This window comes from Aeromonas lacus (genome assembly GCF_000764665.1).
GTDB classification, from domain to species: Bacteria; Pseudomonadota; Gammaproteobacteria; order Enterobacterales; family Aeromonadaceae; genus Aeromonas; species Aeromonas lacus.
On the sequence record NZ_JRGM01000130.1, the window covers coordinates 66,732 to 92,806 of the forward strand.

Annotated in this window: 23 protein-coding genes and 2 tRNA genes; 16 read left to right on the top strand and 9 right to left on the bottom strand. The window is 55.0% G+C overall.

The window, feature by feature from the left end:
- Nucleotides 1-7: 7 nt before the first annotated feature.
- Nucleotides 8-484: a transcription elongation factor GreA gene (gene greA / locus LG31_RS0109055; protein WP_033114151.1), complete on the top strand. Its 477-nt coding sequence runs from the start codon at nt 8-10 to the stop codon at nt 482-484.
- 50 nt (nt 485-534) lie between these two features.
- Here greA and LG31_RS0109060 read toward each other — a convergent pair whose 3' ends face one another.
- Together LG31_RS0109060 and yhbY are read right to left on the bottom strand one after the other, a co-directional pair.
- Entirely contained in the window at nt 535-1,119 is a 585-nt protein-coding gene (locus LG31_RS0109060; protein ID WP_033114152.1) for a hypothetical protein, read from the bottom strand.
- 103 nt (nt 1,120-1,222) lie between these two features.
- The gene (gene yhbY, locus LG31_RS0109065; protein WP_033114153.1) at nt 1,223-1,519 is read right to left on the bottom strand and encodes a ribosome assembly RNA-binding protein YhbY; all 297 of its coding nucleotides are present in this window, start codon (nt 1,517-1,519) and stop codon (nt 1,223-1,225) included.
- A 97-nt stretch (nt 1,520-1,616) separates the two neighbouring features.
- On the opposite strand from yhbY, the gene rlmE reads away from it, so the two are divergent.
- The 15 genes from rlmE (at nt 1,617) to pnp (ending at nt 17,013) form a co-directional block, all read left to right on the top strand.
- Complete coding sequence (gene rlmE / locus LG31_RS0109070; protein WP_033114154.1) at nt 1,617-2,246, top strand: 23S rRNA (uridine(2552)-2'-O)-methyltransferase RlmE; 630 nt, start codon at nt 1,617-1,619, stop codon at nt 2,244-2,246.
- Nucleotides 2,247-2,291: 45 nt separating this feature from the next.
- Nucleotides 2,292-4,238, top strand: coding sequence for an ATP-dependent zinc metalloprotease FtsH (gene ftsH / locus LG31_RS0109075; protein WP_033114155.1), 1,947 nt, complete (start codon nt 2,292-2,294; stop codon nt 4,236-4,238).
- A gap of 59 nt (nt 4,239-4,297) precedes the next feature.
- Complete coding sequence (folP, locus tag LG31_RS0109080; RefSeq protein WP_033114156.1) at nt 4,298-5,143, top strand: dihydropteroate synthase; 846 nt, start codon at nt 4,298-4,300, stop codon at nt 5,141-5,143.
- 15 nt (nt 5,144-5,158) lie between these two features.
- Nucleotides 5,159-6,493, top strand: coding sequence for a phosphoglucosamine mutase (gene glmM / locus LG31_RS0109085; protein ID WP_033114157.1), 1,335 nt, complete (start codon nt 5,159-5,161; stop codon nt 6,491-6,493).
- 131 nt (nt 6,494-6,624) lie between these two features.
- Nucleotides 6,625-7,389 carry a triose-phosphate isomerase gene (gene tpiA / locus LG31_RS0109090; RefSeq protein ID WP_033114158.1) on the top strand — a complete coding sequence of 255 codons (765 nt, stop codon included), beginning with the start codon at nt 6,625-6,627 and terminating at the stop codon, nt 7,387-7,389.
- On the top strand, nt 7,390-7,716 hold the full coding sequence (gene secG, locus LG31_RS0109095; RefSeq protein ID WP_005343541.1) for a preprotein translocase subunit SecG: 327 nt from the start codon (nt 7,390-7,392) through the stop codon (nt 7,714-7,716).
- A gap of 7 nt (nt 7,717-7,723) precedes the next feature.
- Nucleotides 7,724-7,808 (top strand) — tRNA-Leu (locus tag LG31_RS0109100).
- A gap of 91 nt (nt 7,809-7,899) precedes the next feature.
- A tRNA-Met gene (locus LG31_RS0109105) sits at nt 7,900-7,976 on the top strand.
- A gap of 166 nt (nt 7,977-8,142) precedes the next feature.
- On the top strand, nt 8,143-8,601 hold the full coding sequence (rimP, locus tag LG31_RS0109110; protein ID WP_005343544.1) for a ribosome maturation factor RimP: 459 nt from the start codon (nt 8,143-8,145) through the stop codon (nt 8,599-8,601).
- Between the two features lie 14 nt (nt 8,602-8,615).
- Nucleotides 8,616-10,115: a transcription termination factor NusA gene (gene nusA, locus LG31_RS0109115; protein ID WP_033114159.1), complete on the top strand. Its 1,500-nt coding sequence runs from the start codon at nt 8,616-8,618 to the stop codon at nt 10,113-10,115.
- 24 nt (nt 10,116-10,139) lie between these two features.
- Nucleotides 10,140-12,842 carry a translation initiation factor IF-2 gene (gene infB, locus LG31_RS0109120; RefSeq protein WP_033114160.1) on the top strand — a complete coding sequence of 901 codons (2,703 nt, stop codon included), beginning with the start codon at nt 10,140-10,142 and terminating at the stop codon, nt 12,840-12,842.
- A gap of 55 nt (nt 12,843-12,897) precedes the next feature.
- Entirely contained in the window at nt 12,898-13,335 is a 438-nt protein-coding gene (gene rbfA, locus LG31_RS0109125) for a 30S ribosome-binding factor RbfA (RefSeq protein ID WP_033114161.1), read from the top strand.
- Nucleotide 13,336: 1 nt separating this feature from the next.
- On the top strand, nt 13,337-14,287 hold the full coding sequence (gene truB / locus LG31_RS0109130) for a tRNA pseudouridine(55) synthase TruB (RefSeq protein WP_033114162.1): 951 nt from the start codon (nt 13,337-13,339) through the stop codon (nt 14,285-14,287).
- A gap of 145 nt (nt 14,288-14,432) precedes the next feature.
- Complete coding sequence (gene rpsO, locus LG31_RS0109135; protein WP_005338797.1) at nt 14,433-14,702, top strand: 30S ribosomal protein S15; 270 nt, start codon at nt 14,433-14,435, stop codon at nt 14,700-14,702.
- A 169-nt stretch (nt 14,703-14,871) separates the two neighbouring features.
- A complete protein-coding gene (pnp, locus tag LG31_RS0109140) occupies nt 14,872-17,013 on the top strand; it encodes a polyribonucleotide nucleotidyltransferase (protein ID WP_033114163.1) in 2,142 nt (713 codons plus the stop codon).
- A 107-nt stretch (nt 17,014-17,120) separates the two neighbouring features.
- Here the strand turns inward: pnp and LG31_RS0109145 are convergent, their stop codons facing one another.
- Genes LG31_RS0109145 through LG31_RS0109175 form a run of 7 tightly spaced genes read right to left on the bottom strand, consistent with a single transcriptional unit; the run spans nt 17,121 to nt 26,067 of the window.
- Entirely contained in the window at nt 17,121-18,179 is a 1,059-nt protein-coding gene (locus tag LG31_RS0109145) for a protein-glutamate methylesterase/protein-glutamine glutaminase (protein WP_033114164.1), read from the bottom strand.
- Complete coding sequence (cheD, locus tag LG31_RS0109150) at nt 18,176-18,667, bottom strand: chemoreceptor glutamine deamidase CheD (protein ID WP_033114165.1); 492 nt, start codon at nt 18,665-18,667, stop codon at nt 18,176-18,178. Before cheD ends, LG31_RS0109145 begins: the two co-directional genes overlap by 4 nt.
- Nucleotides 18,668-18,672: 5 nt before the next feature.
- Nucleotides 18,673-19,476, bottom strand: a complete 804-nt coding sequence (locus tag LG31_RS0109155) for a CheR family methyltransferase (protein WP_033114166.1) — start codon at nt 19,474-19,476, stop codon at nt 18,673-18,675.
- A gap of 57 nt (nt 19,477-19,533) precedes the next feature.
- Nucleotides 19,534-21,288 (bottom strand): methyl-accepting chemotaxis protein, encoded by a 1,755-nt coding sequence (locus LG31_RS0109160; RefSeq protein ID WP_033114167.1) that lies wholly within the window; start codon nt 21,286-21,288, stop codon nt 19,534-19,536.
- Between the two features lie 41 nt (nt 21,289-21,329).
- On the bottom strand, nt 21,330-21,899 hold the full coding sequence (locus LG31_RS0109165) for a chemotaxis protein CheW (RefSeq protein ID WP_033114168.1): 570 nt from the start codon (nt 21,897-21,899) through the stop codon (nt 21,330-21,332).
- 12 nt (nt 21,900-21,911) lie between these two features.
- Nucleotides 21,912-23,846, bottom strand: coding sequence for a methyl-accepting chemotaxis protein (locus tag LG31_RS0109170; RefSeq protein WP_033114169.1), 1,935 nt, complete (start codon nt 23,844-23,846; stop codon nt 21,912-21,914).
- A 10-nt stretch (nt 23,847-23,856) separates the two neighbouring features.
- Nucleotides 23,857-26,067, bottom strand: coding sequence for a chemotaxis protein CheA (locus LG31_RS0109175; protein WP_033114170.1), 2,211 nt, complete (start codon nt 26,065-26,067; stop codon nt 23,857-23,859).
- Nucleotides 26,068-26,075 lie beyond the last annotated feature (8 nt).

Here is a 26,075-nt window from a genome sequence, read left to right on the forward strand (position 1 = left end):
TTCGACTATGAACCATACTCCGATGACTGTTCGCGGTGCTGAGAAGCTGCGCGAAGAGCTCGAATATCTCAAGACCGAGCTGCGTCCCCAGATTATCGAAGCGATTGCCGATGCCCGTGAGCACGGTGATCTGAAGGAAAACGCCGAATACCATGCTGCCCGCGAGCAGCAGGGGTTCTGTGAAGGCCGCATTCAGGAGATTGAAGCCAAGCTCTCCAATGCCCAGGTGATCGATGTCACCAAGATGACCAACAATGGCCGCATCATTTTTGGCGCGACCGTGACCCTGCTCAAGAGCGAGACAGAGGAAGAGGTTGTCTACCGCATCGTGGGTGATGATGAGGCCGACATCAAACAGAACCTTATCTCCGTAAATTCACCGATTGCCCGCGCCTTGATCGGCAAGGAAGTTGACGATGTGACCATCGTCAAGACTCCGGCTGGTGACGTGGAGTACGAAGTGCTGGAAGTCGCTTATCTCTAAGCGCTGCAGTATTTGATGGGACAGGGGAGCGGGTGCTCCCCTGTTTCTCTTTACCCGGCCTGATAGGCCTCGGTAAAGGCATCCTGATGACGTTGAAACAACCAGTGGCGCAGGCGCTCTATGTCGCTTTCGCTCATCTGGAAGCTGCTCGCCCAGGTGGCGCTGGTCGGGTTGGATTTGATTAACCTGACCAATCGTCCCTGCAGTGGCAGAGGTTCCTCCTCATCGAGACAGAGTTCGCCGTTGAGCTGTGTATCCGCCACCATGCCGAGAGGCATGTTCTCCACGATGAGTCCGTTGAGGGAGAGGCTGAGCACCTGATAGTGCCCCTGCTCGGTACGCAACCGCGCTTTCTGGCTGAGTCGCCAGGCGCGAGGACGGGCGAACCCCAGCTCCCTGATCACCGGAGCGGATAGACGTGGCTCGATAAAGCCGTCTTCTCTTTGGGTAAAGGTGAGGGGAAAGCGTAGCTGGTGTCCTGCGAAGCGAGCTTCGAGTACGAGGTTGTCGGCTTTTTGCAGCAAGCCAAGCATAGGGCCGTCGAGGTGACCACTCAGGAGATGACTCTCCTGATTGCTCCCCAAGTCCCGCAGCATGGCCAGCTCATCGTCGGTTAGAATTTGATGGTGAGCCATAGCGCGTGTCCGGAAGTATTCATCGCAGGTTAAGGGGTTGGCGACTACTTTGGCAAGCGACTCGGGAAGAAGTGGAAGAAGGAAAGAGCAGCGCTCTTTCCTTTTATTTGCGGGGCAGCTGGATCTTGGGTTCGTTGGCCTGACGATAAATGGTCAGCACATGGCCCATGCTCTGTACTTTGACTGAACCGGTTTCACGGACAATGGCATCCATAACCAGTTGTTTCATCTCACGATCTTCAGACGCAACCTTAACCTTGATCAGCTCGTGATGGTTCAGTGCCAGATCGATCTCGGCCAGTACGCCTTCGGTCAGACCATGCTGACCCAGCAGGACGACAGGTTTGAGGCTGTGGGCAAGGCCCTTGAGGTACTGTTTCTGTTTGTTGTTGAGAATCATCGCAATTTCTTCATAAGTCAGGGTTGAAAGGGGCGTATTCTACCCCCACTTAGCCCTTAATACTAATAACCCTTGTGGTTTTTTAAAGTCGATTATCATGACCCAGAAAAAACATTCCCCCAGTTCAACCCGCTGGTTAAAAGAGCATTTTGACGATCAATACGTCAAAAAAGCCCAGAAGTTGGGACTGAGATCCCGTGCCGTGTTCAAGATCGACGAGATCCAGGGCAAGGACAAACTGCTCAAGCCGGGCATGACGGTGGTGGATTTGGGGGCGGCCCCCGGTGGCTGGTCCCAGTTCGCCATCGACCAGGTCGGTGACAAGGGGCGGGTGATCGCCTGCGATATTCTGCCGATGGATTCCATCGCCGGTGTCGATTTCCTTCAGGGCGACTTTCGGGAGGAAGCTGTACTGGGCGCGCTGCTGGAACGGGTCGGCCCGGACAAGGTGGATGTCGTCATGTCCGACATGGCGCCGAACATGAGCGGTACCCAGCAGGTGGATCAGGCACGTTCCATGTATCTGGTCGAACTGGCGCTGGACATGTGCAATCAGGTATTGCGTGGTGACGGCAGTTTCGTGGTGAAAGTGTTTCAGGGAGAAGGGTTTGATGCCTATCTCAATGAAATTCGTCAACTTTTTACCACTGTCAAAATTCGTAAACCAGACTCGTCCCGCGCTCGTTCACGGGAAGTCTACATTGTGGCTACCGGTTTTAAACTGTAGTACCCTAACCTTCATCGTTAACTGTCAGTCTGCGAGGTTACTGATTTGAGTGACATGGCGAAAAATTTAATCCTGTGGCTGGTCATCGCCGTCGTGTTGATGTCGGTGTTCAATAGCTTCAGCCCCAGCGATACCTCCAGTCGCCAGCTGGACTATTCCAGCTTCGTTAAAGAGGTGACCCAAGAGCAGATCCGTGAAGTGCGGATGGACGGTAAGGTCATTAATGGCGTCAAGCGTACTGGTGAGCGTTTCACCACCATCATTCCTGCGCCGGATCCCCAGCTCCTCAACGACATGCTCAATCACAACGTCAAGGTGATGGGCGAGAAGCCGGAAGAGCCGTCTTTGCTGACCTCTATCTTCATCTCCTGGTTCCCGATGCTGTTGCTGATCGGTGTCTGGGTCTTCTTCATGCGCCAGATGCAGGGCGGCGGTGGCAAAGGCGCCATGTCGTTTGGCAAGAGCAAGGCTCGCCTGATGAGTGAAGATCAGATCAAGACTACTTTTGCTGATGTCGCTGGTTGCGATGAAGCCAAGGAAGAGGTGAAGGAGCTGGTCGACTATCTGCGCGACCCGAGCAAATTCCAGAAACTGGGCGGCAAGATCCCGACCGGCGTACTGCTGGTTGGTCCTCCCGGTACCGGTAAAACCCTGCTGGCCAAGGCCATTGCGGGTGAGGCCAAGGTGCCTTTCTTCACCATTTCGGGTTCCGATTTCGTGGAGATGTTCGTGGGTGTCGGTGCCTCCCGGGTACGCGACATGTTCGAGCAGGCCAAGAAATCCTCCCCTTGCATCATCTTCATTGATGAAATTGATGCGGTCGGTCGCCAGCGTGGTGCCGGTCTGGGCGGTGGGCACGATGAGCGTGAGCAGACTCTTAACCAGATGCTGGTCGAGATGGATGGCTTTGAGGGCAACGAAGGCATTATCGTTATCGCTGCTACCAACCGTCCTGACGTACTGGATCCGGCATTGCTGCGTCCTGGCCGTTTCGACCGTCAGGTTGTGGTGGGTCTGCCGGATGTCCGTGGCCGCGAACAGATCCTGAAAGTGCACATGCGCAAAGTGCCGCTGGCGGATGACGTCAACCCGGCTCTGATTGCTCGTGGTACCCCCGGTTTCTCCGGTGCGGATTTGGCCAACCTTGTCAACGAAGCAGCCCTCTTCTCTGCCCGTGAGAGCCGCCGAGTGGTCTCCATGGCCGAGTTCGAGAAGGCAAAGGACAAGATCATGATGGGCGCAGAACGTCGCTCCATGGTGATGAAAGAGTCCGAGAAAGAGATGACTGCCTATCACGAAGCCGGTCACGCCATCATTGGTCGTCTGGTTCCGGATCATGACCCGGTTTACAAGGTTTCCATCATTCCGCGTGGTCGTGCGCTGGGTGTGACCATGTATCTGCCGGAGCAGGATCGCTGGAGCCACTCCAAGCAGCACCTGGAGTCGATGATTTCCAGCCTGTATGGTGGTCGTCTGGCAGAGGAGCTGATCTACGGTGCCGAGAAGGTCTCCACCGGTGCTTCCAACGACATCGAGCGGGCAACAGACATTGCACGCAAGATGGTGACTCAGTGGGGTATGTCCGAGCGTCTCGGCCCAATGCTCTACGCGGAAGAAGATGGTGAAGTGTTCCTCGGTCGCAGCATGGCCAAGGCCAAGCACATGTCCGACGATACCGCTCGCGTCATCGATGCCGAGGTCAAGCAGGTCATCGACCGCAACTACGCCCGTTCCAAGCAGATCCTTTTGGATAACATGGACGTGTTGCACAGCATGAAAGATGCGCTGATGAAGTACGAGACCATCGACGCCAAACAGATCGATGATCTGATGGCTCGTCGCGAGGTACGTGCTCCGAGCAACTGGCATGACGAGCACGGAGATACCCCGCAAGGTGGTTCTACCGTGGCTGCCGAGGCCAAGCCAGCCGATGAGGCTGCACCGGTGGTGGATGTCACTATCGACAAAGCCAACGACGCTCCGGCCAAATAATCGTGACTCTCCAAACCCCGGGCTTGCCCGGGGTTTTTCTTTATCAGATGGATGTGAACATGCAGTTAACCAGCAAGGGGCTCAGCCTCTCTCTCGATCGTCCCCATGTGATGGGGATCCTCAATGTGACGCCCGACTCCTTCTCCGATGGCGGTAATTTCAACCAGTTTGAACGGGCAATAGCCCATGCGCGGCAAATGGTCTCGGATGGCGCAACCCTCATCGACATCGGTGGCGAGTCTACCCGCCCAGGTGCGCCCGATGTGAGCGAGCAGGAGGAGCTGGACAGGGTCATTCCTGTTGTGGCGCAGATTGCCCGTGAGCTGGACGTGATGATCTCTCTCGATACCTCCAAAGCGGCTGTGATGCGGGAGGGTTGCAAGGCGGGTGCCCATCTGATCAACGATGTGAGGGCGCTGCAGGAGCCGGGAGCGCTTGATGCTGCCGCTGAAGCGCGCGTTCCGGTTTGCTTGATGCATATGCAGGGGCAGCCGAGAACCATGCAGGTCGAGCCGCATTATGACGATCTGGTGGGAGAGGTGAGAGCCTTCTTTGACGAACGGATCGCAGCCTGCCTGGCCGCCGGAATAGCCCGTGAGCAGCTGCTGCTGGATCCGGGATACGGTTTTGGCAAGACGCTGGCACACAACTATCAGCTCCTGGCCGCCCAGGGAGAGTTGCTTGACTACGGTCTTCCGCTCTTGGTGGGAATGTCGCGAAAGTCTATGATAGGCAACCTGCTGAACCGCCCTGTGGGTGAACGTCTGGCTGGCAGTCTGGCTTGTGCCCTTATCGGCATGCAGCACGGAGCCAGGATCATCAGGGTTCACGATGTGCGGGAGACCATGGATGCGTTGCGAGTCGGCTGGCAGGCCATGACGGGACAAGATTTTATTTCCAGATAATAAAGAGAACAGACAATGGCAAGAAAGTATTTCGGCACAGATGGTGTGCGCGGCAAAGTCGGCGAATATCCCATTACTCCTGATTTTGTAATGAAGCTGGGCTGGGCCGCGGGTAAGGTGCTCTCCAAGAAGGGCACCAAAAAGGTGCTGATTGGCAAAGACACCCGAATCTCTGGCTATATGCTGGAATCAGCGCTGGAAGCAGGTCTCTCAGCCGCCGGTCTCAAAGCCATACTGATGGGCCCCATGCCAACTCCGGCCGTTGCCTACCTGACCCGCACCTTCCGTGCCGAGGCCGGCATCGTTATCAGCGCCTCGCACAACCCCTTCTATGACAACGGCATCAAGTTCTTCTCAGCCGACGGCACCAAACTGCCTGACGAAGTCGAGATGGCCATTGAGGCTGAGCTTGATCACGAGCTCAAGTGCGTTGAATCTGCCGAGCTCGGCAAAGCACTGCGTATCGATGATGCAGCTGGCCGCTATATCGAGTTCTGCAAGAGCACCTTCCCTTCCAATATGAATCTGGACGGGTTGAAGATGGTGGTCGATTGTGGTCACGGGGCAACCTACCATATCGCGCCTTCAGTGTTCCGTGAGCTCGGGGCCGAGGTGATCACCATGGGCTGCTCTCCGGATGGCCTCAATATCAACGATGGCGTTGGCTCGACTGCCCCCGAGGCACTGGTTGCCAAGGTGCTGGAGTGCAAGGCGGATCTCGGCGTGGCATTCGATGGTGACGGCGATCGCCTGATCATGGTGGATCACACCGGCTACCTGATCGACGGTGACGAGATCCTCTATATCATCGCGCGGGACGCCTTGCGCAACGGTCGTCTCAAGGGAGGTGTCGTCGGCACCCTGATGGCCAACATGGGTCTGGAACTGGCGTTGCAAACACTGGGTATCCCGTTTGCCCGTGCCAAGGTGGGTGACCGCTACGTGTTGGAGATGATGGAAGAGAAGGGCTGGCGTATCGGTGGCGAGAACTCCGGTCACATCATCTGTCTTGATCAGACCACTACGGGTGATGGCATCGTGGCCGCCTTGCAGGTGCTCACCGCCATGCGCAGTGCCGAGATGCCGCTGGCCAAGCTGCGCTCCGGCATGAGCAAGTTCCCGCAAGTACTGGTGAATGTGCGCTTTGCCGAAGGAAAGGATCCGCTGGCTGCAGAAGCGGTCAAGCAGGAGGTCGCCAAGGTTGAACAGGAACTGGGCGGTCGTGGCCGCGTGTTGTTGCGTAAATCCGGTACCGAGCCCCTGATCCGGGTCATGGTGGAAGGGGAGCACGAGCAACAGGTGCGTGATATGGCTCAGCGCATTGCCGATCAGGTTGAGTCGGCGTTTTAATGAGCGTTCAGGGCGGCTTTTTAGCCGCCCTGGTTGTATCTTGTTCAATCGATTCAAAAAAATGAAAATAGCACTTGTCAGCTGACAATCCTCTGGATATTATCAGCCCCGCTTTCGCAAGGGAGTTGCCGATGGGACATCGCAAGCCGTTTGTAGCAGCCAACTGGAAGTTGCACGGTAGTAGGTCGCAGTTAGAACAGTTTACGAGTCAGTGCCTGAAAGGTGTTGATGGTGATGTAGATGTTGTTATCTGCCCGTCCCATGTGCATCTCGACTTTACCACCTCACTGCTCAGCGAGCAGAAAGTGATAGGGTTGGGGGCTCAGAATGTGAGTCAGCACGAAACGGGCGCTTACACGGGTGAAGTCTCGTGTGAGATGCTGGTCGAGGCAGGGTGTCGATACGTCTTAGTAGGGCACTCCGAGCGCAGGCGTCTCTTTGGTGAGACCAGCTTTATCGTCGCAGAGAAGTTTGCGGCAGCCAGAGCGGCAGGTCTGATTCCCATCCTCTGTTTGGGTGAGTCAGGTGCAGCAAGGCAAGCGAGAAGAACCTTCGAGGTGATCGCAGAAGAGCTGGATATCGTCATAGAGAAAAATGGCGCAATGGCTTTCGATAATGCTATCATCGCCTACGAGCCGATTTGGGCTGTAGGTACAGGTAAATGCGCCACACCCGAGCAGGCACAAGAGGTTCATTCCTTTATTCGTGGTCGCTTGGCGGAGGATACTCCGGTAATAGGTGAGAAGATCAGAATCATCTATGGTGGGAGCGTGACGCCGACCAATGCGAGAGATTTGTTTGCCCAACCCGACGTAGATGGCGGATTGATTGGCAGAGCGAGTCTCGATAGCGATGCGTTTTTAGGAATTGTTGAAGCGGCAAAGGGTGCAAGTTAAATGTACGAGATTCTTTTAGTCGTTTATCTGCTGGTTTCACTGGCTCTGATTGGTCTGGTGATGATTCAGCAAGGTAAAGGGGCTGATATGGGCGCCTCCTTCGGCGCGGGGGCATCGAACACAGTATTCGGCTCCAGTGGTTCAGGCAGTTTCCTGACCCGAACAACAGCGATTTTGGCTACTCTGTTTTTCGTAATCAGCCTGGTGCTCGGCTCTATGTCCAGCAACAAGGTCAAACAGGGCAGCGAATGGGAAAATCTGCAACAAACCCAACAGGTTGAGCAGACCAAAGCGCCAGTGAAGAAAGATACTGACGTTCCCGAGTAAGAGTTTTGCCGTGGTGGTGGAATTGGTAGACACGCTATCTTGAGGGGGTAGTGCTCTAGGGTGTGCGGGTTCGAGTCCCGCCCACGGCACCAATTAAGTAGTGACCCGGGTAACCGGGATGTTATAGCCAAGTCAGTCTTGTATAGAAAGAATGAAGTGGCTATAATCTCGCACGATTTCGGACGCGGGGTGGAGCAGCTCGGTAGCTCGTCGGGCTCATAACCCGAAGGTCGTCGGTTCAAATCCGGCCCCCGCAACCAACTTTCACGCATTTCCTACGCTCAGGAAGGCGGTCGCTGCGAGGCGACAATCAGGGTAAAGCGCCAAGCCCCGATTTGACATCGGGGCTTTTTGTTATGTGCGATTTACTCTGAATCGATCTCTATCTGGGCTTTATGCCCTTTTTTTGTTTTTCGGAGGGTGACTTTGGCTACGTTGGAACAACGTTTGACCGATCTGCTCGAGGCTCCGGTCGTTGCCTTGGGTTTTGAACTTTGGGGTATTGAGTTTATCCGTGCGGGTAAACACTCCACCTTGCGCGTCTATATCGACGGCGAGCAGGGCGTGACCGTTGAGAACTGTGCTGAGGTCAGCCATCAGGTTGGCGCCATTATGGACGTAGAAGATCCCATCACCGAGGAGTATTACCTCGAGGTATCTTCCCCGGGTCTGGATCGCCCCCTGTTCAAGGTTGCCCAGTTCGAAAAATACGTTGGCCAAGAGGCGGCGGTAACGCTTCGGATGGCAACAAACAACCGCCGCAAGTTCAAAGGCGTAATCAAAGCCGTGCAGGGCGACATGATCACTCTGACGGTAGATGGTAAGGACGAAGTGTTGGCTTTCACCAATATCCAAAAAGCGAACATAGTGCCGAACTTTGGTTAACGAGGCTATCGGATATGAATAAAGAGATTTTGCTGGTCGTTGACGCAGTATCCAACGAGAAAGCTGTACCCCGCGAGAAGATCTTCCAGGCTCTGGAGACTGCGCTGGCGACTGCGACCAAGAAGAAATATGAAGGCGAGATTGAAGTGCGCGTTGAAATCGATCGCAAGACCGGTGACTACGACACCTATCGCCGTTGGGTGGTGATTGCGGATCAAGCCGCAATGGAGAACCCTTACGCCGAGATCACTCTGGAAGCAGCCCAAATCGAGCAGCCGGAGATCCAGATTGGTGATTACGTTGAAGACCAGATCGATTCCGTCACCTTCGACCGTATTACTACCCAGACTGCCAAGCAGGTTATCGTGCAGAAAGTGCGCGAAGCCGAGCGTTCACAAGTCGTTGACCAGTTCAAGGACAAAGAAGGCACGATCATCAGCGGCGTGGTCAAGAAGAGCAACCGCGACAACGTGATCCTGGATCTGGGCAGCAATGCCGAGGCCGTGATTTTCCGCGACGACATGCTGCCGCGTGAAACCTTCCGTCCGGGTGACCGCGTTCGCGGCCTGCTGTATGCAGTACGTCCGGAAGCGCGTGGTTCCCAGCTGTTCGTCAGCCGCTCCAGCCCTGACTTCCTGAAAGAGCTGTTCCGCATCGAAGTACCGGAAATCGGTGAAGAGATGATCGAAATCATGGGCGCGGCCCGAGATCCGGGTTCCCGCGCCAAGATCGCGGTGAAGACCAACGATCGTCGTATCGACCCGATCGGTGCCTGTATCGGTATGCGTGGCGCCCGTGTGCAAGCTGTCTCCGCCGAGTTGAGCGGTGAGCGTGCCGACATCGTGCTGTACGATGACAACCCCGCCCAGTACGTGATCAATGCCATGGCGCCTGCCGATGTGGCCTCCATCATCGTTGATGAAGACAACCACACCATGGACATCGCCGTGGAAGCCGCCAACCTGGCTCAGGCCATCGGTCGCAACGGTCAGAACGTGCGTCTGGCTTCCCAGCTGACCGGTTGGGAGCTGAACGTGATGACCGTTGAGGACATGCGTGCCAAGCACCAGGCTGAAAACGACCGCATCATGAACCTGTTCACCAGCACTCTGGACATCGACGACGATTTCGCCGGCCTGCTGATGGAAGAGGGTTTCTCCACTCTGGAAGAGATCGCCTTCGTTCCGGTCAATGAACTGCTGGCTATCGACGGTCTGGATGAAGACATGGTCGAAGAGCTGCGCAAGCGTGCCAAAGATGCACTGACCACCAAGGCACTGGCCAAAGAGGAGTCCTTCGATGGCGTCGAGCCGTCTGAAGACCTGCTCAATCTGAACGGTCTGAGTCGCGAACTGGCTTACGCCATGGCCGGTCGTGGTGTTGGTACCCTGGAAGATTTGGCTGAGCAAGGCATTGATGACCTTGCTGGTATTGAAGGGCTGACTGCCGAGAAGGCTGGTGAGCTCATTATGGCTGCTCGCAATATCTGTTGGTTCGGAGAAGAGCAGTCTTAAGTAAGATCAAACGGAGGAAAATGAATGGCAGAAGTATCAGTCAAACAACTTGCCACTGACATCGACACACCGGTTGATCGTCTTCTCCAGCAATTTGTCGATGCCGGTATCAGCAAGAGCAAGGCCGACGACATGGTTAGCGAGTCTGAAAAGCAGACCCTGCTGGCACACTTGAAGAAACAGCATGGTGGTGACGAGGTTGCCGCTCCTGCTCGCATGACTTTGCAGCGCAAGACCAAAAGCACCATCAGTGTGCAGGGTACTGGTGGCAAGAACAAAGAAGTGCAGGTAGAAGTACGCAAATCTCGCACCTATGTAAGACGTTCGGCGCTGGAAGAAGAACAGCGTCAGGCGGAAGCCGAGGAAACAGCGCGTTTGGAAGCAGAAGCAAAAGCTCGTCGCGAGGCCGAAGATAAGGCTCGTCTCGAAGCGGAAGAGAAGGCTCGCCGTGAGGCTGAGCAGGCTCGTCGTGAAGCTGAGGAAAAGGCGCGAATCGAGGCACAACAAAAGGCTCGACAGGCTCAACAGCCCGCCAAAGCAGCCAGTAGCACAGCTCAGCAAGAGGCAGAAAAGATGGCCAAGCGCGAAGCAGAAGAACTGAAGCGCCAACAGGAACAGACAGCTTTGCAAAAAGCTGAAGAGCTCGCCGCCAAGAAAGCCGAAGAGGCTCGTGTCATGGCAGAGCAGAATGCAGCCCGCTGGGCTGAAGAAGAAGCGGCTCGCGCCAAAGAGAGCAGCGACTACCATGTGACCACCTCCAAGCACGCCCAAGCTGCTGAAGATGAGCTGGATCGCAAGGAAGAGAGCAGCCGTCGTACTGCCGCTGCCGCCAAAGGTCCGAAGAAAGTGGGCCGTCGCGATGATGATCGCAACGACCGCAACTCCCGTGATCCGCGCGCTCGCAAGGGCAAGCGTGGCAAGGTTGCTACCCCGAACGCAATGAAGCACGGCTTCAACAAGCCGGCAGCTGCCGTCAACCGTGACGTCATCATCGGCGAGACCATCACAGTGGCCGAGCTGGCCAACAAGATGGCCGTCAAGGGTGTTGAAGTCATCAAGGTGATGATGAAGATGGGCGCCATGGCCACCATCAACCAGGTGATCGACCAGGAGACCGCTCAGCTGGTCGCCGAGGAGATGGGTCACAAGGTTGTGCTGCGTCGCGAGAACGAGCTGGAAGAGGCGGTACTGTCCGATCGTGACGAGACCTCCGAAGCCAAGCCGCGCGCGCCGGTTGTGACCATCATGGGTCACGTTGACCACGGCAAGACCTCGCTGCTGGACTACATCCGTAAGGCCAAGGTTGCTGCTGGCGAAGCCGGTGGTATTACCCAGCACATCGGTGCTTACCACGTTCAGACCGACAGCGGCATGATCACCTTCCTGGATACTCCGGGTCACGCGGCGTTTACCTCCATGCGTGCTCGTGGTGCCAAGGCGACCGACATCGTTGTTCTGGTTGTTGCTGCTGACGACGGCGTGATGCCGCAGACCATCGAAGCTATCCAGCACGCCAAGGCTGCCGGTGTGCCGCTGGTTGTTGCGGTCAACAAGATCGACAAGCCTGAAGCAGATCCGGACCGCGTCAAGACCGAGCTGGCTCGTTACAACGTCATGTCCGAAGATTGGGGTGGAGACTGCCAGTTCGTGCACGTTTCTGCCAAGTCCGGCCAGGGCATCGACGACCTGCTGGAAGCCATTCTGATCCAGGCCGAAGTGCTGGAGCTGAAAGCCGTAGTCGACGGCATGGCCAACGGTGTGGTCATCGAATCCTTCCTCGACAAGGGCCGTGGTCCGGTTGCGACCGTGCTGGTTCAGGAAGGTACTCTGCGTCAGGGCGACATCGTTCTATGTGGTCTCGAATACGGTCGTGTCCGTGCCATGCGTGACGAACTGGGCCGCGAAATCAAGGAAGCGGGTCCGTCCCTGCCGGTGGAAATCCTTGGTCTGTCCGGTGTTCCGTCTGCCGGTGACGAAGCGACTGTGGTTCGTGACGAGAAGAAAGCCCGCGAAGTGGCTCTCTATCGTCAGGGCAAGTTCCGCGAAGTCAAACTGGCTCGCCAGCAGAAGGCCAAGCTGGAGAACATGTTCTCCAACATGACCGAAGGCGAAGTCTCCGAAGTGAACGTGGTGATCAAGGCCGACGTACAGGGTTCTGTGGAAGCGATCTGCGATGCGCTGGTCAAGCTCTCCACCGACGAAGTGAAGGTGAAGATCGTGGGTTCCGGCGTAGGTGGTATCACCGAAACCGACGCGACTCTGGCTGCTGCATCCAGCGCCATCCTGGTTGGCTTCAACGTGCGTGCCGATGCTTCTGCGCGCAAGGTTATCGAAGCCGAGAGCCTGGATCTGCGTTACTACTCCGTCATCTATGACCTGATCGACGAAGTGAAGCAGGCCATGAGCGGCAAGCTGGCTCCCGAGTATCGTCAGGAGATCATCGGTCTGGCCGAAGTGCGCAGCGTCTTCAAATCACCGAAGTTTGGCGCAGTTGCCGGCTGTATGGTTACCGAAGGTGTGGTCAAGCGCTCCAACCGTATTCGCGTTCTGCGCGACAACGTGGTTATCTATGAAGGCGAGCTGGAATCCCTGCGTCGCTTCAAGGATGACGTCAACGAAGTCAAGAACGGCTACGAGTGTGGTATCGCGGTCAAGAACTACAATGACGTACGCGAAGGCGACCAGATCGAAGTTTACGAGACCGTTGAAATCCAACGGACTCTGTAAGCCGAGAGTCAGACAAAATAGGGGGCCATGGCCCCCTTTTATCGCAGGATAGAATATGGCCAGAGAATTCAGCCGGACCCGTCGGGTCGGACAGCAGATCCAGCGTGAAATCGCGCTGATCCTGCAGCGCGAGGTGAAAGACCCGCGCATTGGCATGGTGACCGTTTCCGATGTGGAAGTGTCCCGTGACCTTAACTACGCCAAGATTTATGTCACCTTCTTGCAGCTGGAAAATGATGCCGAGCGCATCAGTGAAGGGCTCAAGGCGTTGACCGAAGCAGCTGGTTACATCCGTAGCCTGCTGGGCAGTGCCATGCGTCTACGCGTGGTGCCAGAGCTGCGCTTTTTCTATGATCAGACGCTGGTTGAGGGGATGCGTCTCTCCAACCTGGTGACCAATACCATCCGTGAAGACAAGCGCCGCATGGCGGAGTCGGGTCGTGACGAAGAGTCCGACGTGGCTGCGGATGATAACGCTGAGGATAAAGGCTGAGATGACTCGAAGACGTCGTTTCAAGGGCCGTGATGTTCACGGCATTCTGCTGCTGGATAAACCGACCGGCCTGACCTCCAACGATGTGTTGCAGAAGGTCAAGCGTATCTATAACGCCGCCAAGGCCGGTCATACCGGTGCGCTTGACCCGCTGGCGACCGGCATGCTGCCGATCTGCCTGGGCGAGGCCACCAAGTTTTCCCAGTATCTGCTGGATGCCGACAAGCGTTACGAAGTGACGGCCAAACTGGGTGAGCGCACCAACACCAGCGATTCCGATGGTGAAGTGGTTGCGACCCGTCCGGTCAATGTGGCTGTGGGTACCCTGATCGAGGCGCTGGACCAGTTCCGCGGCCCGATCATGCAGGTGCCGTCCATGTATTCCGCGCTCAAGCACAACGGCCGTCCGCTCTACGAGTATGCCCGCGAGGGGATCGAGATTGAGCGTGAAGCCCGTCCCATCACCATTTTCGAGCTGAAACTGATCAGCTTTGAAGGGGACGAGGTGAAGCTGGAAGTGCACTGCAGCAAGGGTACCTACATTCGCTCTCTGGTCGATGATCTGGGCGAGGTACTGGGCTGCGGTGCTCACGTCACCCAGCTGCGCCGCACTCAGGTAGCCAGCTATCCCTATGAGCGGATGCTGACCCTGGAGCAGCTCGAGTGCATCTTCGAGCAGGCCAAGAACGAGACCATTCCGCCGCGCGAAGTGCTCGATCCGCTGCTGCTGCCGATGGATACCGCCGTGGCATCCCTGCCCGAGGTGAACATGCTGGCGGTAGTCGCCGCCTATGTGAATCAGGGTCAGGCGGTGCAGGTACCGGGGGCACCGGCCAGCGGTCAGGTTCGCATGACAGTCGGCCCGGAGCGCGAGTTCATCGGTGTCGGCGAGATTGATGATGATGGCCGTGTCGCGCCCAAGCGACTGGTGCGTTATCACGACGAGGAGTGATCCTCTGGCGGTATAGGGCATCTCTTTCCCGTTTCGCCTCTTTATCGTTGCGAAAAGGGACGGGGACGATTATTATACCGCCCTCATTTCACGGCTGAATTAGAGATTGGCTGTGAACCTTTAAACACTCTACTGGAGTATTACCATGTCTCTAAATGCTGAGATCAAAGCTCAAATCGTTGCTGACAACGCTCGTTGCGCCAACGACACTGGCTCCCCCGAAGTGCAAGTTGCCCTGCTGACTGCCCAGATCAACCATCTGCAAGGTCACTTCAAGGAGCACTCCAAGGATCACCACGGTCGTCGCGGTCTGCTGCGCATGGTTTCCCAGCGTCGTAAGCTGCTGGACTACCTGAAGCGTAAAGATTCCGAGCGTTATGCTGCTCTGATCGCCAAGCTGGGTCTGCGTCGTTAATCGACCATCAGATTTCGCGAAAAAGGGGAACCTCCGGGTTCCCCTTTTTTATTGCTCTTCGCAGGTTGTCGCCGCCCTCACAGAATTCGCGTCGCCGCTTACCTTTTGCATCGAATCAAGTATACTTGTGCGCGAATTTAAAGAGCCAAATTGTAAAAAGGAAATTCACGTGAATCCTATTGTAAAGTCATTCCAGTACGGTCAACACACCGTCACTCTGGAAACCGGTGTGATGGCCCGTCAAGCCACTGCGGCCGTTATGGTCAGCATGGACGATACCTGCGTATTTGTGACCGTCGTCGGCAAGAAAGAGGCCGATCACGGCCGTGATTTCTTCCCGCTGACCGTCAACTACCAGGAGCGTACCTATGCTGCTGGTCGTATCCCGGGTGGTTTCTTCCGTCGTGAAGGCCGTCCGAGCGAAGGCGAGACCCTCATCTCCCGTCTGATCGACCGTCCTATTCGTCCGCTGTTCCCGGAAGGCTTCCTCAATGAGGTTCAGGTCGTTGCGACCGTGATGTCCGTGAATCCGGCCGTATCCCCCGACATCGTTGCCATGATCGGCGCCTCTGCTGCGCTGGCCATCTCCGGTATCCCGTTTGGCGGCCCGATTGGTGCTGCTCGCGTGGGTTACATGAACGGTCAGTACGTACTGAACCCGACCACCACCGAACTGCCGCAGAGCGATTTGGATCTGGTGGTTGCCGGTACTGCCAACGCGGTACTGATGGTTGAATCCGAAGCGGCCATCCTCTCCGAAGAGGTGATGCTGGGCGCCGTGGTATTTGGTCATGACCAGATGCAGATCGTGATCAATGCGATCAACGAGTTTGCCGCTGCCGTCGGCACCAAGCCGTGGGACTGGACTCCGCCTGCCGTCAACGAAGCACTGAAAGCCAAGGTTGCCGAGCTGGCGACCGCCGAGCTGGGTGAAGCCTACCGCATCACCGAGAAGGCTGTTCGTTACGAAACCATCGCTGCCATCAAGGGCCGTGTGGTTGAGCAGGTGATCGCTTCCGGTGTGGAAGAAGATGCCAAGAAGATCGGTGAAGAGTTCCACAGCCTGGAAAGCCGCATCGTTCGTGGTCGTGTCGTACGTGGCGAGCCGCGTATCGATGGTCGCGATCCCGAGATGATCCGTGCCCTGTCCGTTGCTACCGGCGTTCTGCCGCGTGCTCACGGTTCTGCCCTGTTCACCCGTGGTGAAACTCAGGCCATGGTCGTTGCGACCCTGGGTACCGAGCGTGATGCCCAGAACATCGACGAGCTGACCGGCAACCGAGCCGATCGCTTCATGCTGCACTACAACTTCCCGCCATACTGCGTCGGTGAGACCGGCATGATGGGTAGCCCGAAGCGTCGTGAAATCGGTCACGGCCGTCTGGCCAAGCGCGGTGTTGCTGCTGTGATGCCGAGCGCTGACGAGTTCCCGTACGTGGTTCGTGTGGTTTCTGAAATCACCGAATCCAACGGTTCTTCCTCCATGGCCTCCGTGTGTGGCTCCTCTCTGGCGCTGATGGACGCGGGTGTGCCGATCAAGGCCTCCGTTGCCGGTATCGCCATGGGTCTGGTGAAGGAAGAAGAAGGTTTCGTCGTGCTGTCCGACATCCTGGGTGACGAAGATCACCTGGGCGACATGGACTTCAAGGTTGCCGGTACCACCGAAGGTGTGACCGCACTGCAGATGGACATCAAGATCGAAGGCATCACCAAAGAGATCATGGAGATTGCCCTGAAGCAAGCTCGTGGTGCTCGCCTGCACATCCTGAAAGTGATGGACGAAGCCATCCAGGCTCCCCGTGCCGAGATCTCCGATTTCGCTCCGCGCATCCACACCATCAAGATCAACCCAGAGAAGATCAAGGACGTTATCGGTAAAGGTGGCTCCGTGATCCGTGCTCTGACCGAAGAGACCGGCACCAACATCGAGCTGGATGATGACGGTACTGTCCGCATCGCCGCCGTTGACGGTGACGCTGCCAAAGAAGCGATCCGCCGTATCGAGGCCATCACCGCCGAGATCGAAGTGAACCGCATCTATGAAGGCAAGGTTGTTCGTCTGGCCGACTTCGGCGCTTTCGTCAACATCCTGCCGGGCAAGGATGGTCTGGTTCACATCTCCCAGATCACCGACGCTCGCGTGCAGAACGTGGCCGACTACCTGAAGATCGGTGACGTGGTGAAGGTTAAGGTACTGGAAGTGGACCGTCAGGGCCGCGTACGTCTCTCCATCAAGGAAGCGAACGCGCCGACTGAAGCAGCTCCGGCTGCCGATGCTCCGGTTGCTGCTGAAGCACCTGCTGCAGAGTAATCTGCTTGCCTGAAATCGGACTGATTCCGGTTGCAGTAAAAAGTCCGGCTCCCCTTGGGGAGCCGGACTTTTTTTATGGGCAATGGCGGAGATCCCGGTCAAAGGAGTTATCTACCGAGGATGGCATGATGCATCTCCTGCAAAGGAAGTACATGGCGGGCTGCCGAGAGTTTGATCGCCTCCTTGGGCATGCCAAAGACAACGCAAGAGGCCTCATCTTGGGCATAGGTGTTGGCACCAGCTTCCAGCATTTCGCGTAATCCCCGGGCACCATCATCCCCCATGCCGGTCATGATGATGCCGGTGGCGTTCTTGCCGGCATATTTGGCCACGGAGCGAAACAACACATCTACCGAGGGGCGATGACGGTTGATAAGAGGGCCATCGACCACTTCGACGTGGTAATAAGCGCCGCTGCGCTTGAGCATCATGTGTTTGCCGCCCGGCGCGATCAGCGCCAGTCCCGGGATCACCCTGTCATTGTTTTTGGCTTCTCTTACCTCTATCTGACACACCCCGTTGAGACGCTCGGCAAACATGGCGGTAAATTTTTCCGGCATGTGCTGCACGATCACGATGCCGGGACTGACCCGGGGGAGGGCGGTCAGGACAGCTTCCAGAGCCTGGGTGCCCCCCGTGGAGGTGCCGATGGCGATGAGCCGTTCGGTGGTTTGCGCCATGGCGTGCTGGTTGGGGGACAACATGACATCGGCATTGAGTTTGGGATTGGTCGTGCGGGGCGCCGGTTTGCCGAGCCGCTTGATGTTGGCTTGAGCAGCGGCTCGTACTGCCATAGCCAGATCATGGGCTGACTCCTGCAAGAAGCTCTTTATCCCCATGGTGGGTTTGGTGATGATATCGACCGCTCCGGCCGCCATTGCCTGCAGGGTGGTTTCAGCTCCTTTTTCGGTCAGAGAGGAGCAGATAACTACTGGGGTTGGGTGCTCTGCCATGATCTTGGTGAGAAAGGTGATGCCATCCATTCTTGGCATCTCCACATCGAGGATAATGACATCGGGCCACTCTTTCTTCAGCTTGTCCTGGGCAAAAATCGGGTCTGAGGCTGTTGCGATAACCTTGATATCTGGCTCCTGCTCCAACACAGCTTGCAAGACCTGTCTGACCACGGCGGAATCATCCACCAGCATGACCCGGATCTGTTTCATTCTCGCGACTCCCGTTGATGTGGCAGACGATGATGGCGCAACCAGACACTACCGCTATTGAGCTCGAAAATCAGACTCCGGTGGCCATAGTGGCCAAGATGATGAGCCTTGATATCAAGTCCCAGGTGTTTGGTCAGCTGCCAGGCTGCCTGAATATTTCTGGTGGCGACATTGTTGTCGCTCTGGATGTACTCTGGTGCGTCAAACATGTTGCCCCCTCCAAACAACTTCACCTCGTACTCATGAATGGGGGCGGGATACAGGGCAATCGCCTTCAGCAGCAGGGCGATGGCTTCATCGGCATAGCGCCCATCCAGCTCTGTGGCGGGTGTTCCCCGGGTTGGCAACATGTAATGACACATACCGCCCTGTTTCTGTTCCGGATGCCACAAGGTGATGGCCACACAGGAGCCAAGGAAGGTTTTTATGTGCACATCTTCCTTGCCAAAGAAGAGCTCACCCGGTTGCAGGATCACCTCCCGTACCATGCTGGTTATCTCTTCTGGTAGATGGAGGGAGAGACAAGCTGCAAACCATGCGGCAAGCCGTGCAGGCTTTCTGCATGGCTGACCAGCAGATAGCCGCCATGTTTCAGTTTGGGCACCAACCGTTGCAACACTTGTGCTTTGGTCTCCTTGTTGAAGTAGATCATGACATTACGGATGAAGATGACGTCAAACATGCCAATGTCGGGTAGCTCCTGATTGAGGTTGATCTGCATGAAACGGACTTTTTCCCGCAACTTGCGATCAATGATGAAAATACCCTCCTGCAGGCCGATGCCCTTGAGGCAGTATTTCATCAAAAATGAGAGCGGTATGTTATGGGCACGCTCTATTGGATAGCGCCCACTCATCGCCTGCTCAAGCACCCGTGATGAGATATCCGAGGCCAGGATCTCCCAGCCGAGCGTGTTTCGCTTCTCAGCCAGGGTCATGGCAAGGCTGTATGGCTCTTCACCAGAGGAGCTGGCAGCACTCCAGATCCGCAATGAGCGATCTGCCGGTATGTGGGTGAGAACCTGCTGGGTCAGAAAATCAAAATGCTTGGGTTCTCTGAAGAAGTAGGTTTCATTGGTCGTGAGCAGATCGAGTGCCAGTTGCAGTTCGCCACTCCTGTCGGCCATGATGAACTGAAAATAGTCGTCATAACTTTCCAGCCCGTAGTGACATACCCGCTTTGCCAGCCGACTCGCGACCAGCGCTTTTTTGGCAGGGGACATATCAATCCCCGCCGTCTGATGTAGCCAGCGTTGGAAACGGGAGAATTCGTCATCATGCAGCTGGATTTGGTACAAGTGTCTATGCCTCCACCAGAGATATTCAGAAGAGAGGCAATGCCTCTCTTCTCATGGTTAAAAGCGGACGAAATCAGAATCATTGAGTGGACGCGATTGACCGGCTAATCGATCCTGGTTTTTGTTATTCCCCTCGGTAACGAAATGCCCTTTGGTATGGTGATGCGCAGACTTGCCGTTGGCTTTGTTCTCTTTGTGTGGTTCCTCCAGAGTGAAGAACTCCATAGCGAGTTGTAGTTGTTCTGCCTGAGTGCTCATCTCCTCCGCTGTTGCCGCCAGCTCTTCGCTACAGGATGCATTTTGCTGGGTAACCTGGCTGAGCTGGTTCATGGCGAGGTTGATCTGGCTGACGCCGGTTGATTGCTCAGTCGATGCAGCACTGATCTCCTGAACAAGATCCGATGTTTTGTTGATAGAGGGCACCATTTGATCCAGAAGATGCCCAGCTTTCTCTGCCATATCTACACTGCTGGACGCGAGCTCACCAATCTCTTGTGCCGCGATCTGGCTGCGCTCGGCCAGCTTGCGAACTTCAGCTGCAACTACGGCAAAGCCTTTGCCATGATCGCCTGCCCGGGCGGCCTCGATTGCCGCATTGAGTGCCAGCAAGTTGGTTTGATAGGCGATGTCGTCGATGATGCCAATCCGTTTGGCTATCTGCTTCATTGCATCAACGGTAAGTTTGACAGCCTCGCCACCCTCTATCGCCTCTTTCGCGGCCTTGCTGGCCATGCCATCGGTGACTTGGGCGTTGTCGGTGTTCTGGTTGATGCTGGCACTCATCTGCTCTATTGATGCGCTGGTCTCCTCCATGCTGGCTGCTTGTTCACTACTCGACTGGCTGATGGATTGAGCTGTTGCACTAACCTGTTCGGCTGCACTGGATAAGTTATCCGAGGCACTTCTCACCTCTGTCACAATATTGGTCAGGGAGGCAATGGTTTGGTTGAGAGCATCCTTGGTGGTACCGAATATGCCGGGGTAATCGGCTTCAATGTGCTGGGTCAGGTCTCCTTTAGCCAACGACTGAACTATCCGGATGACATCGCTTAGCGTGCTGTCGATTACTTCGGCAATCTGATTGATCCCTTCCCCCATAGTTTGGAAAAATCCGCTCTTTCCTGCCAGATCCATGCGGTGGTGCAGTTCGCCGTTGATGACTGCTTGCACGAGATCAGACATCTCTCTCTCGATGGTCACCTCCTTGGTTCTGTCTGCCCATTCGACAACGGCACCAAGCCGTTCGCCATTGTCATTGAAGACCGGATTGGCAATCAGGGCGAAGGTGCGTCCACCGAGCTTAATTTGGGTACGATAGGTGCTGCTCAATTTGGCCAGCATGGCGCGCTGGTGGCCGGGATGCTTGTGAAAGCTGTCGATGTTTGCCCCCATCAGCTGATTGGCATTGAAGCTGTATAGCTCTTTTTTGATATCAGATTCAGCTGTATTGAGCATTTCGGTCACGGCTTCGTTCATGTAGATAATGTCGAAATTGGTATCGGCGATCATCACATTGGTTGTGGCGCAATCGAGTGCTTTGCGAACCAGCCGATTTTCATGGAGGAGCCTCTGGTTGTTATGAAGCTCTTCTCTGTAGCTCTCCAGCTTGTCATTCATCAGAGTGACAAGTTCATTGATGCTGTGGCCGGTCTCTAGTAATGCGCCATTAAAACCGGAGAGATCGAGGGGGCTGGGCGGTGTATCTTCGATTAATGCTTGCTGGATCTGTTTGATAGATGTCAGTAGCCGAGCCTGCTGGTGGGCTTCTGCTGTAGCGTTGCCGAAGAGTTTGCCAAAGAGTGATTGAGTCATGAGCGTGTCCTTTTGCTACATGTCATGGTGTGGATACCGGTTCAGGAAAGTTGCAGATTACTCTGCGGTAAACGAGCCTGCGGCTGGGTTATTTCATTGAGCTGGGCCATCTCCTCCAGTGACAGGACTTTTTCGGTGTCGATCAGAATGACGAACTTGCCATTCACTTTGCCCATTCCGCTGATGAAGTCAGCCCTGATTTTTGCGCCAAAACTGGGGGGCGGTTCGATGTCGGATGGGGGGATGCCTAGTACTTCAGATACTGAATCGACTACAACACCGATGTCATGACCAGCCGGCTCATCGCCTTGCTGCGGCATGCCTTCAATGATGACTATGCAGCTTCGGCGCGTAATGTTTGAGGGTGCGCAGCCGAAACGGGCACTCAGATCCACGACAGATACCACGGATCCCCTCAGATTGATCACCCCGCGGATAAAGCTCGGCATCATGGGAATGGGAGTAATGTTGCCGTACTCTATGATCTCTTTGACGCCCAAAATATTGATGGCAAACATCTCGTTGTTAATAAGAAATGTCAGGTACTGTGCGTCGCCTGATTGTTCGTTCAATGTTGCCGGCGGCAGCGTGATATTGGTTGTACTGTTCATGCGGTCCTCCGGTTAAAAGTGAATAAAATCAGCTTCATTCAGGGATGAAGATGGGGGCTGATGTGGCGGAATAGCCCGTTGTGGTGGGGCAATAAAGCTTCCTCTGGGAGGAGATGCTTTATGGCTTTTATGGCTCTGCTCATACTGACTGACACTGGTTTGCGGATTTTTTTCCAGCGAGAAAAAGGACATGGTCTGCTGTAGTTCACTTGCTTGTGAGCTCATCTCTTCCGCTGTGGCTGCCAACTCTTCGCTGCTGGCCGCATTTTGCTGTGTTACCTGATTAAGTTGACTCATTGCCAGACTGATTTGGTTGGCTGCGCTGGCTTGTTCAGAGGAAGCCGCATTAATTTCCTGAACCAGATCGGATGTTTTGCGGATCGAGGGGACAATTTTTTCCAGCAAACTGCCAGCACATTCAGCTTTGCTGACGCTGTCGGAAGATAGCTCACCAATCTCCTGCGCGGCGACCTGGCTGCGTTCAGCCAGTTTTCGAACTTCAGCCGCGACCACAGCAAAACCTTTACCATGTTCTCCGGCGCGGGCTGCTTCGATGGCGGCGTTCAGTGCCAGAAGGTTAGTTTGGTAGGCAATATCATCGATAATGCTGACTTTCTTGGCTATTTGCTGCATGGCTGCCACGGTTTGCTGAACAGAGCGTCCACCTTCGGTTGCCTCTTTTACCGAGTTGCTGGCCATGCTGTCGGTGATTTTGGCATTCTCAGTGTTCTGATTGATGCTGGCACTCATTTGCTCAATGGATGCACTTGTCTCCTCGACGCTGGCTGCTTGTTCGCTGGTTGCCTGGCTTAATGCCTGTGCAGTGTTGCTCACCTGGTTGGATGCATTGGTGAGGTTATCTGCGGCGTTGCGCACCTCTTCAATAATGTGTGTCAGTGCCACTATGGTTTGGTTCAAGCCATCTTTTGTCTGACCAAAAATCCCGGGGTAGGGCTCGTCAATACGTTGTGTCAGGTCTCCCTTGGAGAGAGAGGTTGCGATGCGCATCACATCCTCAAGGCTGGTATCCGTGACGTGAGATAACCGGTTCAATAGTTCTGATACACGCTTGATATAACCTTGGCGGTTTTCCAGTGCAATTTTATGGCTGAAGTCCCCCTCTTCCACCGCTGCCGTTACCAGCGTTTCAATATCTGTAATCAGGGCACCGAGAGTCTTGACCATATTATCCATGGCTAGCAGCAACTGACCTGCTTCGTCATTTGACTCAATCTTTATCGATACATCGAGGTTGCCTGCCGCGAGACTATTGGCAACATTCAAGGCTTGTTCAATGGGGGTGATAATACTTTTTATCAGCATGGTGCCGAACCAAGCTGCGATAACCATGCCTGCAATGATGACGGATGCCATTGTAATCAGCATGTTGTGGTACCAGGATTGAGCGGCAGCGTATTCAGATTTGGCTACGCTCAACTGCAAGGTAACCAGTTCAGTTATTTTATTGCCTATCGGATCGATGGATTCGTAGAGCGCACCATCGAAATTGTTGAGCATGCCGGGGATCATCCCATGTTGCGTAGCCAGAAATTTCTCCAGTTTGCCAATGTCCCTATTGGCTGCGCTAAACAGGTTGATAGCTTCGGAGGATAAACGCTGCTCCTCGCTGGTGAGCGTGGTGGACTGGTAATTCTGCCAGACCTGTTTGATCTCTTGTTGAGCTTGCTCTATCTGGGTAAGCGCCTCTTCTGCCGTGATGAGGCCTGCATTGGCTTTATTGATGTTGTCGATGATGGATACGGCGTAGCGATCAGAGATGGTTTTCAGTTGCTTGAGTGGAACCACCCGGTCGTTGTATACCCGTTGCAACCCTGTATTGCTGCTCTGCATATTATATAAGCCAAGGCTACCAACTCCGAGCAGCAGTGTGCAAAGCAGGCAAAGCAGAACAATGAGGCGTAATTTTATGGTGGAGTTTTTAAACATATGTGACTCCTCAGTTGATGCTGATTTGGGGTTGGATTGATGGGGGATTTAATCGGCTAAATTGCCCTGATTCTTGGTTTATTGCGTGCTGAATAAGCGATGGGATATCGAGGATAAGAGCAATTTCGCCTCCTCCCAAAATGGTTGAACCACTTATTCCCTGCAGCCGCTGGAATAATTTACCCAGAGGTTTGATGACAGTTTGAAACTCTCCCAGCAACTCATCGACTACCAGTCCAGATTTTTTCCCTGCATAACTCACCACTACAATATTCTCACGACGCCCCTTGATGCCTTGGGTATCAAAGTAGTGCTGCAGACGAATGAAGGGCAGCACTTCACCTCGCAAGTTGATGTAATTTCGTCCTTGTGTATCGGCCAGAGCGTTCGGGGTTAATTCTACGCACTCGATCACCATATCCAGCGGGATCACATAATGGGTATCGCAGACCCTGACCAGAAAACCGTCGATGATGGCGAGTGTCAGCGGAAGGCGGATTTGCACTCTGGTGCCCTTGCCTGGGATGCTGTCGAGCTCAACTGTGCCACGCAGGGCAGTAATATTGCGTTTGACCACATCCATACCGACGCCGCGGCCGGAAAGATTGGTAATCGCTTCGGCAGTGGAAAAGCCGGGCTCGAAGATGAGTTGGTAAATCTCCTGGTCTGTCAGCGTACTGGTGGTACTGATCAAACCGCGTTCAATGGCTTTTTGTTGGATCCTTGCCTTGTTGAGGCCGGCACCATCATCCCTGATCTCGATAACGATACTGTTAGAGTCGTGGTAGGCGTTGAGGTTCAACGTTCCTTTGGACGGTTTGCCCGCAAGGAGGCGTTGCTCGGCTGATTCGATACCATGATCCATCGCATTTCTGACCAGATGCATGAGCGGGTCGCCGATCTTCTCCACAACGGATTTGTCCAGCTCGGTTTCTGCACCTGATATTACCAAGGTGATTTCTTTGTTTAGCTCCTGACTCACATCTCGTACAACTCGTTGAAAGCGGTTGAAGGTATCCCCAATGGGGACCATTCTCAGGCGCAATGCATTATCGCGGATCTCTTCCACCAGCATGGCGATCACCGATGTTGCTTCCTGTAACTGTGCTTCCCTGATGCGCTGCGCGAGCATGTTTGCCCCTGAACTGGCGACTACCAACTCCCCAACCAGATTGATCAGGTCATCCAGCTTGTCGGCATGTACCCTGACGTAGCGCCCTTCCTTGTTTTTGCTCTCTTTGGTCTGGTTTTGTTTTTTCAGTGCAGCATCGACAACGGCTTCATTGACAGCGCCTTGCGCGATGAGGATTTCACCAAGCTTGGGCGCGATTTCATTGGATGTTGCTTGCTGGGTTTGTAGTCCAGCGGCCAGCTCTTCTGCGGTCAGGGCTCCGGTGTTGACCAGCAGTTGCCCCAGCATGGCGTTATCTTCCGGCAGCGATTCAATGAGATTGATGAACTCGGTGATCTTGCTGTGGGGGGGGAGAATGGCAATCTGGCAGTCATCTCTGACAAATTCAAAGACGTCGCTGATGGCAGCCTTATCGGCCTGAGAGTCGAAATCAATTTCGTAACCGAGATGGCAATTTTCCGGATCAAATTGATCCCAATCCGGTATGGCCTGGTGAATGGTCTCCAGTGCACTGATAGTACCGAGCGTGCAGAGATAGCGCAGAAAGGCCGCAGGATCCATGCCGTTGCGCAGCACGTCTTGGCCAAAGCGCAGGGAGATATGCCATAGCGATGCAGAGCTGGTGACAGCTCCCTCTTTTTCAATTTTGGCTTCGGGAGTGGGTATAGTATCTGGCAACGTGGTTTGCGGTACGCATTGGTAACGGGTGAGAGCAAGCCGCAAGCGCTGATCCTGCATTTCGTCGCTATCGCTCAATGCAGAGCCCTGTTCGGCCACGACACTGATGAGTAGCTGGATGTGATCACAGCTCTCCAGCAGATCCTTTATCAAGGGAGAGGTGACAACAAATTGCTGGTTTCTTATCTGGTCGAGCAGATCCTCTACGATGTGGGTAAACCCGACAATCGGCTGCAGCCCAAACAGCCCTGCAGAGCCTTTGATGGTGTGAGCCGCACGAAAGATGGCACCTATCAGTTCACCATTATCTGGCTCACCTTCCAGTGAGAGTAGAGCGGATTCCATCTCTTCGAGTAGATCACGCGCCTCGGCAATATAGGTTTGTAAAGCCTGATCAAGATCGATACTCACAGTGACTC

Coding starts and splice junctions, on each gene's coding strand:
- greA (WP_033114151.1), top strand. CDS start 8: ATGAACCATACTCCGATGACTGTTCGCGGTGCTGAGAAGCTGCGCGAA.
- LG31_RS0109060 (WP_033114152.1), bottom strand. CDS start 1,119: ATGGCTCACCATCAAATTCTAACCGACGATGAGCTGGCCATGCTGCGG.
- yhbY (WP_033114153.1), bottom strand. CDS start 1,519: ATGATTCTCAACAACAAACAGAAACAGTACCTCAAGGGCCTTGCCCAC.
- rlmE (WP_033114154.1), top strand. CDS start 1,617: ATGACCCAGAAAAAACATTCCCCCAGTTCAACCCGCTGGTTAAAAGAG.
- folP (WP_033114156.1), top strand. CDS start 4,298: ATGCAGTTAACCAGCAAGGGGCTCAGCCTCTCTCTCGATCGTCCCCAT.
- glmM (WP_033114157.1), top strand. CDS start 5,159: ATGGCAAGAAAGTATTTCGGCACAGATGGTGTGCGCGGCAAAGTCGGC.
- tpiA (WP_033114158.1), top strand. CDS start 6,625: ATGGGACATCGCAAGCCGTTTGTAGCAGCCAACTGGAAGTTGCACGGT.
- secG (WP_005343541.1), top strand. CDS start 7,390: ATGTACGAGATTCTTTTAGTCGTTTATCTGCTGGTTTCACTGGCTCTG.
- nusA (WP_033114159.1), top strand. CDS start 8,616: ATGAATAAAGAGATTTTGCTGGTCGTTGACGCAGTATCCAACGAGAAA.
- infB (WP_033114160.1), top strand. CDS start 10,140: ATGGCAGAAGTATCAGTCAAACAACTTGCCACTGACATCGACACACCG.
- rbfA (WP_033114161.1), top strand. CDS start 12,898: ATGGCCAGAGAATTCAGCCGGACCCGTCGGGTCGGACAGCAGATCCAG.
- truB (WP_033114162.1), top strand. CDS start 13,337: ATGACTCGAAGACGTCGTTTCAAGGGCCGTGATGTTCACGGCATTCTG.
- rpsO (WP_005338797.1), top strand. CDS start 14,433: ATGTCTCTAAATGCTGAGATCAAAGCTCAAATCGTTGCTGACAACGCT.
- LG31_RS0109145 (WP_033114164.1), bottom strand. CDS start 18,179: ATGAAACAGATCCGGGTCATGCTGGTGGATGATTCCGCCGTGGTCAGA.
- cheD (WP_033114165.1), bottom strand. CDS start 18,667: ATGGTACGGGAGGTGATCCTGCAACCGGGTGAGCTCTTCTTTGGCAAG.
- LG31_RS0109160 (WP_033114167.1), bottom strand. CDS start 21,288: ATGACTCAATCACTCTTTGGCAAACTCTTCGGCAACGCTACAGCAGAA.
- LG31_RS0109165 (WP_033114168.1), bottom strand. CDS start 21,899: ATGAACAGTACAACCAATATCACGCTGCCGCCGGCAACATTGAACGAA.
- LG31_RS0109170 (WP_033114169.1), bottom strand. CDS start 23,846: ATGTTTAAAAACTCCACCATAAAATTACGCCTCATTGTTCTGCTTTGC.